The organism is Priestia filamentosa (assembly GCF_900177535.1).
Taxonomy (GTDB): domain Bacteria; phylum Bacillota; class Bacilli; order Bacillales; family Bacillaceae_H; genus Bacillus_I; species Bacillus_I filamentosa.
The window spans coordinates 884,390-896,677 of the sequence record NZ_FXAJ01000001.1 but is presented as its reverse complement, the minus strand read 5'-3'; the positions used below and the strand labels follow the sequence as shown (position 1 = coordinate 896,677).

Genomic DNA, 12,288 nt, shown 5'->3' with positions numbered 1-12,288 from the left:
CCATTATATTACATTAATTATCTTTAATTATCTTTAATTAACTTTACTTAAATATCTTTTTTCTTTGCTAAACAATGTTAAATTACCATTTATTTATATATTATGTTATTAAACATAACATAAAGTTAATTTTATTAATATATGTATATTTTTCTTCCTCTATTCGACAAATAAAAATCTTATTTTCATGTTTTATAAGTCTTTAGAACCACAAAAGACTCTATCATTCTACAAATTATGACATTTCTAATTGCTGTATATTTTCTTACTTTTTACTCTTTATTTATATATATTAAATTTAAATTGAAAGCGATATCAATTTGTTTTCCATAATAATAATATTCTCATATATCATTTCCAGAGTACTTCCCTTTCATTTTTTTAAATTCTCACGTTTTTTGTAGAAAAATCAATTATTCTTTTTCCTTCGATAGATTCTTAGCGAAATCTGTAAACTATAAAAAAGACTTCGCTCATCACGAAGTCTTTTCCTCTAAAAGTCCAATAAAATTTCGGAATGCCTCTCTTCCTTCTCTATCTTGTTTAAACACCCCTGCATCTTCAAGAACACGCAAGAACTTCATCCCAACTTCTTTTTGAAGGGCTTCTGTTATGTTCTCTTTTAGGAGTTGATCTCCATACTTTTCTTTGATTTCCTCTGCCCAGTGAAGGTGATACGTAGCAATTTCATTTTGTTCACCTAGTAAAAACTGAGCGACTTCTTTAAGCTCTTTTTCAAGGCGAGCGGGCAATACCGCAAGACCCATTACTTCAATTAAACCAATGTTCTCTTTTTTGATATGATGAACATCTTCATGAGGATGAAAGATGCCAAGTGGATAATCTTCTGTTGTTCGATTATTCCGTAGAACAAGGTCTATTTCAAACTGACCGTCCCGCATTCTTGCAATCGGTGTAACCGTATTATGAGGAGTGTCTCCTGTGTAGGCTTCTATGCTAACCCTAGGATCACTATAGTTTTTCCATGTCTCCAGAACAAGGAAAGAAGATCGGACAAGCTCTTCTCTATTTTGACTACGAAGACGAATGACAGACATCGGCCAGTTAACAATTGCTCCGTGAACGTTTGGAAACTCTTTTAGGGTAAACACATGATTTGCGTTCGCTTTTGCCATCGAGAATTCATAGTTTCCACCTTGATAATGATCATGCGTTAGGATAGATCCCCCTACAATCGGAAGATCTGCATTTGAGCCGATAAAATAGTGAGGAAACTTTTCCACAAATTCTAGCAATCTTGTAAATGTGCTCTTGCTTATTTTCATATCACGATGCTCGCTTGATAGAACAATGCAGTGTTCGTTGTAGTACACGTATGGTGAATATTGAAGTAACCACTCTTCATTCGTTAAGTTCATTCGAATCATTCGGTGATTCGAACGTGCTGGATGACCAATTCTCCCTTCGTATCCTTCATTTTCAATACAAAGCAAGCATTTTGGATACGGATATTCCGTTTGTTTTTTTTGTTTTTCAGCAGCAATTTGTTTTGGATCTTTCTCTGGCTTAGACAAGTTAATCGTAATATCTAATTCACCATAATCTGTGTTCACTTTATAGGCAATATTTTTAGCAATTCGTTTTGTTTGGATATAGTTGCTGTTTTGACTCAATGTATAAAAGTAGTTTGTAGCGTGTGCTGGATCCTTCTTATAGAGTTCATAAAAAGTGCGATTCATCTCTGAAGGTCTTGGCAAGAACACGTTCATAATGTCACTACTTAACATTTCTTTTTGGTCTAACAGGTCTGAAATGAGGTTCTTTTCAACAGCATAACTCACAAGTTTTTCGACTAAGTCTGGAATCTCTCCTTCCTCTGTCTCTTCCATATGCTCGGGGAACCCTTCAAAACCTAAAAGTGACAGCAGTCGATTTCTCGCATAGATACGGTCTTCGGACTCGATTAAGTTTACTGCGAATGCTTTTTCAACTAGGCTTTGGATGACGCTAAAAATGTTCACTTTCTTCACTCCTGTCTTTATAAATTACAGCACTTAACGCAGCACTTCTTGCGTAATTTCCTTTGCACCTTCTCCAATATTCGCCACATAAAAAGTTGCCTCATACCCTATTTTCCTGGCATATTCTTCGCCTACTACTCTAATAAATTCCTCTGTCTTATTTTCTCTGACAATCGCAATGGCACAGCCGCCAAATCCTGCTCCCGTCATTCGTGCTCCAACTGTTCCGTCCCTTTTCCATGCAGCTTCTACTAATGTATCAAGCTCAATTCCTGTTACTTCATAGTCATCACGCAAAGAGCGATGTGATTCATTCATATAAGATCCAAACGAAGCTAATCCACCATGTTCTAATGTTTGAAAAGCGCGCAGAATTCTTTGATTTTCATAGACAGCATGTTTGGCTCTTTTCTCTAGCACTTCATCATTTATAAGATAACGATGTTGTTCAAATTCACTTTCCGTTAAGTCTCCAAGCGATTCGATTGAAAGGCTCTTCTGCAGCCTATAGAGAGCGCTTTCACATTCACCCCGGCGCTCATTATATTTAGAATCCGCAAGCTCTCTTCGTTTGTTTGTATTCATAATAATAATTTGATGATCCTCTAGATTTAAAGGCATGTATTTGTATGTTAACGTATTGCAATCGAGCAAAATGCCGCAGTCCTTCTTTCCCATTCCAACCGCAAATTGATCCATAATTCCGCTTTGGACTCCAATAAACTCGTTTTCTACTTTCTTTCCAAGTGAAACAAGTTTTAGGCGGTCTATGTGAAGCTGAAACATTTCGCTTACAATAACGCCAATAAGCATCTCAAGTGAAGCTGAAGAAGACAAACCTGCTCCATTTGGAATATTTCCATAAATCATAAGATCTAAGCCAGACGGAAGCGTCCATCCCCCTTGCTTGATATAGTGAATCATTCCTTTAGGATAGTTCCCCCATCCATCGTTTTCTTCATAATGAAGGTCATCAAGTGAAAACGTAATTGTTCCTTGTTCCGGAAAGTTAAGTGAATACAATCTCACTTCCCGGTCCTCTCTCTTTCTAGCAACTCCATAAGTACCAAATGTAATGGCACATGGAAAAACGTGCCCGCCATTGTAGTCTGTATGTTCACCAATTAAATTAATTCTTCCTGGTGAAAAAAATAAACGCCCATCTCTTCCTTGAAAAAGCTCATCAAATTTATTTAATAACTCTTCTGTTTTCACTTCTTCTCCCTCCAATAGCTCTTTCCTTTATCATCTAGCATTTTCACTATTATCCTTACAAGCATTTTATAATGTCAGAATTCTCCTTCATTTTAAGTTAAAAAGTAAAAAAGAGCAATATTTTTACTAAAACTTTTACTAAAAACACAGAAAAAAGCTTGGAATATTTCTATTCCAAGCTTTTTTACTTTGTGCTTTCACGAATGTTTAAGACGGTTGAGAGCACGACTTTTTTTGGAACTTCTCTTCCTTCAAGTCTTTCCATTAACGAATCGACAGATGTTTTGCCCATAAGTTCTGTAAAAACTTTAACAGTGCTTAATGGAGGATAAACATGTTTGGATACGCTAAAATCATTCACTCCAATGACACTAACGGTTCCTGGAACTGGAATTCCCTCTTCATGCAGGGCCTTCAATGCTCCAAATGCCATTGAGTCATTTCCAAGGAAAAAGGCTGTTGGGAGATTTTCTTTATGGTCACTAATCGCTTTTTTCATGAGAGCATAACCATCATTTACAGAGAAGTTTCCAATGTAAACAAGCGATGAATCATAATGACCTTTCTCCGTTAAGAAGCGCTCGAAACTAAGGCTTCTGGGGTCTTGAATAAGAGCCGTTTGATCTCGATACGATTCCATTCCACCAATATAACCGATACGCGTATGTCCCTGATTTAGAAAATACTGCAAAGCCTTCTCAGTCGCTCTTTCAAAATTGCTTATCACGGCATCAAACACATCTTCATCTGGTGAGCAGTCCACAAAAACAAGATGTGGTGATCTTTCTTTAAGCTTTTCGGCTTGAGGTAAACTAAACTTCCCAATCGCAATAATGCCGTCTATCTCTTCTGATTCTTTCAGGTTCTCCATTGACACTTTCATAAGCTCAATATTGTGAGCCTCACATGCTTTCTCCACCCCTAAGCTTATCGCGTGATAATAAAGATCATCAAGCTCCTCTTCTTCTGTATACCAGCTTACAACTGCGAATTTGTATGCTTGAGCAAGCTTGCGTCCGCCTTTCTTTTTGTACTGAAGTTCTTTTGCTGCTTGAAATACCTTTTCTTTCGTTTCTTCACTAACAGAGAGAGATTTATCATAGTTCAATACCCGTGAAACGGTAGCAATGGAAACACCTACTCGCTTCGCTATGTCTTTGATCGTCGCCATTTTTTGCTCCTTTTATCTCGTTTAAAATAAACTATACACTTTTTCATCTTCATTTATCATACCACATTGCTCTTTTAACTAATTTTTTTACTTCTAGGAAAGAAAAGGTTTCGATATTTCTGTTAAAAACTGCTGAAACAAAATCTGTTCTTTTTTCTCATTGCTCTATTATCTCTCCTATATATCTAACATTTTGACTGATAGTTAAAACATAATACCCTACTTTTCTGTTTCTTCCGCATCTATACTAAATGCACGCACTACAATTCTCTCGAACATATGAAATGTTATGTAAGGGATTACAAAGGGGTATGGGGAATGGAAAAACTATCTGCAAAAGCAAAGTATTCATTTGGGGTAGGAGCAATTGGAAAAGATGCTGTTGTAAACTTAGTCGGAATTTATCTCATGTTTTACATTACAGACGTATTAGGGCTTTCACCAGCATTTGTTGGAACACTATTTTTTATCGCTCGGATATGGTATGCAACAAACGATCCTGTTATGGGAATGATTGTGGACAATACACACTCACGATTCGGAAAATTCAGGCCATGGATTGTGATTGGAACACTTGTAAATTCCGTTATTTTTGTTCTCTTATTTACAAACTTTGGCCTCTCTACAACAGAGCTTTACGTGTATATTTCAATTGCCTATCTCCTTTACGGCATGACATATACCATTATGGACATTCCGTATTGGTCTTGGTTGCCAAGCTTAACAAATGACCCGCGTGAACGAGAGGAAGTCTCTGTTATTCCACGATTTTTTGCGAGTCTTGCTGGCATGTTAATTGGAACGTTTGGCCTTTATATGATTGATTTCTTTGACCGCTCCTTTGGTGGCAGTGGAGATCGTCAAACAGGGTTTACGGTTTCTGCAGTTGTAATCGCTATCATCTTTATTGGAACAATTGCTGTTACTGTTTTTAATGTTCCTGAAAAACCAACAAATAGAAATGCGCCACGAATTAAATTCAAACAGATTGGAAAGCTGCTTGCCAAAAATGATCAGCTTGTCGCTTTTATCGGAATCTTACTTTCTTTTAATCTCGCCATGCAAATTGTAAACGGTGTCACTATCTACTATTTTAAATATGTGACAGGAGCTGAACACTTATTTTCCATTTTCAACTTTATGATTACAGCGGAAATGCTTTCTCTCCTCCTCTTCCCAAGACTTGTGAAAGCATTGAATCGTACTAAGGTGTTTACACTCGCATGCAGTCTTGTTGGAATCGGACTCGTCACCATTTTAGCTGGCGGATACATTGCACCGCAAAGTCCAGTATTTATTATAATTGGCAGCTTTCTTTTGAAATTTGGTTCAGGTCTTTCCCTTGGGATTACAACCGTGTCAATTGCAGATGTGATTGACTATGGTGAACTTAAATTTGGGATTCGTTCTGAAAGTATTATTGTCTCTACCCAAACATTTCTGATGAAAGCCGCTCAAGCAGTCTCAGGACTTCTTACTGGCGTTGGTCTTTCTCTTGTTGGCTATGTGCCAGACGCTGTCCAAACCCCAGGGACTGTAATGGGACTGCGCATTTTAATGATTGCCATTCCGCTCCTTTTCGCTGTTCTTAGTCTTTTTATCTATCTTAAAGCTTATAAGCTAAAAGGCTCTTACTTAAGTCAGATTGTGAGCAGCTTGAAAGAGAAAAACGCAAGCATTGAGAACAGCGAAGAGAATATTCAAAATATTCACTAAAATATTGTTTGCTAAGAAAGGTTGATTATGATGACGATTATTTATAATGAAGAAAAGAAAGAATTTCACCTCTACAATAACGAAATAAGCTATATTATGAAAGTGCTTCAAAACAACCAGCTTGGGCAGCTTTATTTTGGTAAAAGAGTACCGCACAGAGCTTCTTTTGACTATTTAGTTGAAATGCAGCATCGTCCAATGACCGCTTATCCGTTCCAAGGCAACTTATATTTTTCTCTCGATCATCTTAAACAAGAGTATCCCTCTTACGGAACATCTGATTTCAGACAACCTGCTCTTGAAATTCAACAAAAAAACGGCAGTCGAATTACGAACTTCGAATATAAAACACATGAAATTTATCGCGGGAAACCAAAACTAGCAAATTTGCCTGCAACGTATACAGAACACGATGATGAAGCAACAACACTTCAAATCACATTACTAGATTCCGTAATCTCTGTTGAGTTAGTTTTACTTTATACGATTTTTGAAGGGGAAAATGCGATTGCTAGAAGTGCTCGTTTTAAAAATATCGGAACAGAAAGCGTTGATCTTACAACTGCGATGAGCGTCAACCTTGATTTGCCCCACGATGATTATGAATGGATTCAGCTTTCAGGTGCTTGGGGACGCGAGCGTCACATTAAAAACCGAAAGCTCGAACAAGGGATACAATCTGTTGGAAGCATCAGAGGTAACTCAAGCCTTCAACATAACCCATTTATAGCGCTCAAACGTCCACACTCAGATGAGTTTCAAGGAGAAGTGCTGGGATTTAGCTTAGTGTATAGCGGTAACTTTTTAGCACAAGCAGAAGTTGATACACATGGACAAACACGAGTTATAATGGGCATTCATCCACATGGTTTTACATGGCACTTAGAAGGGGACGAAGAGTTTCAAACACCAGAAGCCGTGATTGTCTATAGTGATAAAGGGATAAATGCTATGAGCCAAACTTATCACCGTTTGTATAGAAATCGTCTTGTGCGCGGAGAGTGGCGCGATAAAACCCGACCTGTTCTTATCAACAACTGGGAAGCCACTTATTTTGATTTTGATGAAGCAAAAATCTTGGAGTTTGCCCAGGCTGCCAAAGAAGACGGAATTGAACTTTTTGTCCTTGATGACGGCTGGTTTGGGGAACGAAATGATGACAAACGAGGACTTGGGGACTGGGTTGAAAATCGCGAGAAGCTGCCGAGCGGGATTTCTGGATTAGCCAGAAAGATTGAGGAGATTGGCATGAAGTTTGGATTATGGTTTGAACCTGAAATGGTCAATAAAAACAGCAACTTATACAGAGAACATCCAGAGTGGATAATTGAAACACCAGAGCGCAGAGTTTCTCACGGACGCAATCAGTTTGTGCTTGATTTTTCTCAAAAAGAAGTTGTTGATCATATTTATGAGATGATGGCAAACATCCTGAAAGACGGATCTGTTTCATATGTTAAATGGGATATGAACCGCTCAATGACTGAAGTATATTCACAAGCCTACAGTGCTGAAAGACAAGGAGAAGTTTTCCATCGCTATATTTTAGGTGTGTATGATTTATATGAGCGATTAACCTCAGCCTTTCCACACGTTTTATTTGAATCATGCGCAAGCGGTGGCGGACGATTTGATCCGGGTATGCTTTACTATGCTCCGCAAACATGGACAAGTGATGATACAGATGCCATTGAACGGTTGAAAATTCAATATGGAACATCGCTTGTTTATCCTTTATCAAGCATGGGCGCTCATGTTTCAGCTGTGCCAAATGAGCAAGCATTCCGCATGACGCCTCTTGAAACAAGAGCAAATGTAGCCTACTTTGGCTCGTTTGGATATGAATTAGATGTTACAAAGCTATCAAAAGAAGAACGAGAAGAAATGAAAAAGCAAGTTGCCTTTTTCAAACAATACCGTCCCCTTCTTTCTCAAGGAACGTTCTACCGCTTGCTTAGCCCTTTTGAAGGCAATTTCACGGCTTGGATGGTTGTGTCAGAGGATAAGAAAGAAGCGATTGTTGGCTATTATAAAGTATTAAATGAAGTAAACGGCAGATTCCGCAGACTTCCTTTAAAAGGACTAGATCCTCTTAAGAGCTACCACATTGAAAAGCTGAACGAGAATTTTAGCGGCTCCGAATTGATGAATATCGGACTCCTCACTTCAGATGCTTCTGCTGGTCAAGATCTTCAAGGAAATGAACCGCCAAGCGATTTCAGTTCGGTACTCTACGTATTAAGAGCACAATAATAAAAAAGTACAAAAGGACTACGCACTTTTTAGCGTAGTCCTTCTCTTTTCTCCCTCGTGTTCATTCCTTCCAGCCGTTCGCGCTCTCTGTACTTTGTAGGTGAAATACCTTTCTCTCTTTTAAACGCTTTTGAAAAAACTAACGGATCACTATAGCCGCATGACTCGGCAATCTGCTCAATCGATAAGTCTGTAAGCGCAAGAAGCTCAACAGCTCTTGTTAGACGAAACTGTGCTAAATATTGCTGAATAGACACTCCAGTTCTTTTACGAAATAATGTTGTTAAGTAGCTTCTATTTAAAGAAACATAATGGGCAATGTCTGTTACTTTAATTTTTTCATTATAGTGCGTTTGGATAAATTCAATCGACTTTGTAATATAGTCGTTTTCCTTCGACGTTTCTTCCTTATAAAAGTCTGATGAACTGTTCGCAATAAGAGAGAAAAATAGATAAAGCAAACTTTGAATCCGATACTCGTCCCTCACATCTAGCTTCTTATACTGAAGCATATCCATCACAACTTCTTCTAACTCTCTCGTACTTTGGGATTGAAAAAACAGCTTACCAGCGCCAAGTCCAATATTGCGCAGATGTTCCATACTGTTTGTTCCATCAAATCCAATCCATATATATGTCCAAGGATCTTCCTCATCTGCTTCATATCTTGTTAACACATCAGGCAGTATTAAAAAACCTTGTCCTTTTCCAAGCGTATACTTCTCCTCACCAACATAGTAATAGCCTTTTCCTGATAAAACAACATGAATAATATAGTTCGGACGTACAGCAGGACCAAAATGATGAAGAGGCTCACAGACCGCGTATCCACAAAAGAGAAGATGAAAATCTTGAAATTTCTTATCAGGTATTTTTAAAACGTACGATGTTTCCATTGCTAGCACCTCTTATGACTCATTATACTTTTCACTATAAAAAAGATAGCATAGCATTCTCACAATCTCCTATCTTTTTTTAAAGTATAAAAAGTGCCATCCCCTCCCTACATCAAGCCCAATGCAAAATCGATCTTACTCACATATTGCGGAAAATCAATTAAAGGATTGCGGTTTCCTTGTTTCTCCCAAATTGCTCGATTGCGGTGTTTTTCGTAAAGAGAGACTTCATCATCTCTATGCCATTTTACGAGCATCGTAATATCTTCTCCTTTGTAGTTACGAATCTCTCCTGGATATCTCAGTAAGAAATAAAGAGTAGCTCGGGCAGCTTCTCCTTTGCCGCTCTCAGGTTCAAACTTGTTTTCTTCATACTTCCCGCACGTTTCTCTAATCGTTTTCACGCTGGCTTCTGGAGAATAGTCAGCAAAATCGTAAAAAGGATGGTTCGATCTTGAGGAGTTACACTTAGGCTCGCATGCAAAAAGGTGATGCAAATCTCCTCTCATTGGATTTCCTTTATCAAACCATGATTGTGGCACAACATGCTCACAATTATATTTGTTCTCTTTTTCAATCGACTCTTTCATCACCTCAAGCGTCTTTTCGTCCCTTTTATCCTTTGTTACCAGTGTGTTATATGCCTTTTCTCTTCTTAAGAAAGCTTTATAATCTTCTTTTATCACTTCTTCTGGATTTTGCTGTTGGCCGGAATAGATACTTTTAAGCTTGCCGTTTTCTTGAAGATCTGCCCATGAATAAAGATAATTTCTCGTCTCTGTGCTGTATGGAAGCTTCGTATGATGCGTACGTGTCACAAGATCGTTTAACTTTGTGAATAGCTCTTTACTACCCGTTTTCTCAAAATCAACTCCGCTATAATAGCTCTGAATGTCCTCTCTGTCTTTCGCTTCATCGTAATACTCGTTCTTGTCTTCTATTTTTCTTTGATTTTCTTTTAGTTCGGCAATAAAAGCATTCATCTCTACGTTTTTATCCATATCTTCCATTTTCCTATTCATCACAGCATCTCTCCTTTTATATTGAAATCTTCTTTACTAACTCATTCTTGAAAGCACCTCTTTTTTCCTTTCTTCACCCCTATAAAGTGAAGAATTACCCATACTAAAAAAAGCCTGAATTCAACATGTGAATTCAGGCTTTTTCTCCTATAGGGCATTGTTTACTTGTTTTTGATACGCTTTTACTTTGCTTATGAGATAAAACAAGAGTGATAATCCTAATCCTGTTCCAATTCCGATTGTTAAATTTGTAAACACGGTTAAAAGGAACGTTACGATTAGCACAAGGGAATGACTTGATTTTTCTTTGACAATCTCTGCAAACTGTTCTTTCTTACTAATACTCCATGCCACAACCATTAAAACAGGTGCCAAACTAGCAAGAGAAACAAATGAAGCATATGGAGCAAGTAATACAACAACGATTAACACAAACACTGCATGTGTTGCTCCTGCAATTGGGGAAGACGCTCCATTTTTAATATTTGTTACAGTTCGAGCAATCTCACCTGCTGCTGGAATGCCTTGGAATATTGGCGCAACCATGTTTACTACGCCTTGACCAATTAACTCTTTTCGACTATCATGCTTCACTCCTGTCATCTCATCTGCTACGCGAGCCGTTAATAACGACTGCAGTCCAACAAGAATGGCGATAATAAATGAAGATGGAAGAAGCATCATCACTTTTTCAACTGTAATCTCAGGCAGCTGTGGCATCGGAATCTGACTCGGAATTTTCCCGTAAATCGAACCAATTGTTTCAACTTTTCCAGAAAAGAAGAGGGATGAAACAACGCTTGAGATAATGATCGCTAATAGATACGAAAGCTTCCCAATCTTAGGGAACAAGCGTGGTATTGTTAACACAATCCCTAAGCAAATGAGCGCTGTTAAAATGCTGTAAGAACTTAAAAACTGGAGGTTCCCTGCTATTTCCTTCATATTTAAATGAAAATACTCAGATTTCTCAATATCGTGTAACCCTAGAAAGTTTGGAATTTGGCCTGCAAAGATAATGACCGCAATTCCTGATTGAAACCCAATGATGGTGGCTTTCGGGAAATATTGAATTAAACTGCCAACTTTACATAGCGCAAAGATGATGAGCAAGACCCCTGACATAAACCCTGCAATCAGTAAATTCTCAAACCCAAATTGCAACACAATTCCTAATAAAACTGGAACAAAAGCACCAGTGGGCCCTCCAATTTGAAATCTACATCCTCCTAAAAGAGCAATCAGTATGCCTGCTACAATCGTTGTGTAAAGGCCTGTAGCTGGATCTGTACCAGATGCAATCGCAAATCCTAATCCTAAAGGGATTGCAATAATACCAACAACAATTCCTGATAGCACGTCTTTTCGTAAATTGTGTAAGGAATATCCTCTGAATGCTTTTAAATTCATGAACGCCCATAACCTCCATTTTTAAGTATTGATTATTATCCTTTTTCATCAAAATCTAGTTTTCTATGTCAAGATGGGACTCTGCGGGCATCTAATCTTCTTTTTTTATGATTTATTCGTTAGATGCTCCCCATACTAAATTTTGTTCTCCAAGCAAATGGTGTATATAAACGGCGATGTTTTGATCTTTGTTATTTCATTAACAGTAATTTTAAATTCTTTTAACATTATCAACATAAAATTTACAAAATTTTTAAAAAACTTAAGAAACAGCGAATCTTTGCTTCTTTTGAAGTTACCTCTATCTTAAATGAGCTAAATTATAATGAAATGACATAAAGATGAGAATTTGATGAGGATTTTTTAACCTATTTCTTATTTTCTAATTTTAAAAATGAGGGAAAAGGAAAAGAGATTATGTTTATTTTTGTTAATTTAATTAAAAATAAAGTAATGATAAATAATAAACTTAAATAAATCCTTTTAATGGAACGCTTCATTTTTATTCTAAGAAGAATATAAAAAACCAGCAGCTCTGATGTGAGAGCTACTGGTTTTAACGTATCTATAGTAGATGTAATTCTTATCCTACAGTTCAGTTCTTAGACTAAATTTACGTATCA

Annotated in this window: 8 protein-coding genes; 2 read left to right on the top strand and 6 right to left on the bottom strand. The window is 37.4% G+C overall.

What is annotated here, in order from left to right; all coding sequences use genetic code 11:
- Window positions 1-476: 476 nt before the first annotated feature.
- The 3 genes from galT to B9N79_RS04680 all read right to left on the bottom strand — a co-directional run bounded on the left by galT (window position 477) and on the right by B9N79_RS04680 (window position 4,368).
- A complete protein-coding gene (gene galT / locus B9N79_RS04690) occupies window positions 477-1,982 on the bottom strand; it encodes a UDP-glucose--hexose-1-phosphate uridylyltransferase (RefSeq protein ID WP_205635661.1) in 1,506 nt (501 codons plus the stop codon).
- A 33-nt stretch (window positions 1,983-2,015) separates the two neighbouring features.
- The gene (locus B9N79_RS04685; RefSeq protein ID WP_085118071.1) at window positions 2,016-3,197 is read right to left on the bottom strand and encodes a galactokinase; all 1,182 of its coding nucleotides are present in this window, start codon (window positions 3,195-3,197) and stop codon (window positions 2,016-2,018) included.
- 184 nt (window positions 3,198-3,381) lie between these two features.
- Window positions 3,382-4,368 (bottom strand): LacI family DNA-binding transcriptional regulator, encoded by a 987-nt coding sequence (locus B9N79_RS04680; RefSeq protein WP_046217732.1) that lies wholly within the window; start codon window positions 4,366-4,368, stop codon window positions 3,382-3,384.
- Window positions 4,369-4,686: 318 nt separating this feature from the next.
- Here B9N79_RS04680 and melB point away from each other — a divergent pair, with 318 nt between their 5' ends.
- Window positions 4,687-6,084, top strand: a complete 1,398-nt coding sequence (gene melB, locus B9N79_RS04675) for a melibiose:sodium transporter MelB (RefSeq protein WP_085117831.1) — start codon at window positions 4,687-4,689, stop codon at window positions 6,082-6,084.
- A gap of 30 nt (window positions 6,085-6,114) precedes the next feature.
- Window positions 6,115-8,337, top strand: coding sequence for an alpha-galactosidase (locus B9N79_RS04670; RefSeq protein WP_085117829.1), 2,223 nt, complete (start codon window positions 6,115-6,117; stop codon window positions 8,335-8,337).
- A 29-nt stretch (window positions 8,338-8,366) separates the two neighbouring features.
- Here B9N79_RS04670 and B9N79_RS04665 read toward each other — a convergent pair whose 3' ends face one another.
- The 3 genes from B9N79_RS04665 to B9N79_RS04655 all read right to left on the bottom strand — a co-directional run bounded on the left by B9N79_RS04665 (window position 8,367) and on the right by B9N79_RS04655 (window position 11,665).
- The gene (locus B9N79_RS04665) at window positions 8,367-9,233 is read right to left on the bottom strand and encodes an AraC family transcriptional regulator (protein WP_085117827.1); all 867 of its coding nucleotides are present in this window, start codon (window positions 9,231-9,233) and stop codon (window positions 8,367-8,369) included.
- 107 nt (window positions 9,234-9,340) lie between these two features.
- Window positions 9,341-10,255: an endonuclease I family protein gene (locus B9N79_RS04660; RefSeq protein ID WP_085117825.1), complete on the bottom strand. Its 915-nt coding sequence runs from the start codon at window positions 10,253-10,255 to the stop codon at window positions 9,341-9,343.
- 147 nt (window positions 10,256-10,402) lie between these two features.
- A complete protein-coding gene (locus tag B9N79_RS04655) occupies window positions 10,403-11,665 on the bottom strand; it encodes a SulP family inorganic anion transporter (RefSeq protein ID WP_019391992.1) in 1,263 nt (420 codons plus the stop codon).
- Window positions 11,666-12,288: the final 623 nt, after the last annotated feature.

What these genes read in the sequence shown, in the direction of transcription:
- B9N79_RS04680 (WP_046217732.1), bottom strand. Translation starts at nt 4,368, where the DNA reads ATGGCGACGATCAAAGACATAGCGAAGCGAGTAGGTGTTTCCATTGCT.
- melB (WP_085117831.1), top strand. Translation starts at nt 4,687, where the DNA reads ATGGAAAAACTATCTGCAAAAGCAAAGTATTCATTTGGGGTAGGAGCA.
- B9N79_RS04670 (WP_085117829.1), top strand. Translation starts at nt 6,115, where the DNA reads ATGACGATTATTTATAATGAAGAAAAGAAAGAATTTCACCTCTACAAT.
- B9N79_RS04665 (WP_085117827.1), bottom strand. Translation starts at nt 9,233, where the DNA reads ATGGAAACATCGTACGTTTTAAAAATACCTGATAAGAAATTTCAAGAT.
- B9N79_RS04660 (WP_085117825.1), bottom strand. Translation starts at nt 10,255, where the DNA reads ATGAATAGGAAAATGGAAGATATGGATAAAAACGTAGAGATGAATGCT.
- B9N79_RS04655 (WP_019391992.1), bottom strand. Translation starts at nt 11,665, where the DNA reads ATGAATTTAAAAGCATTCAGAGGATATTCCTTACACAATTTACGAAAA.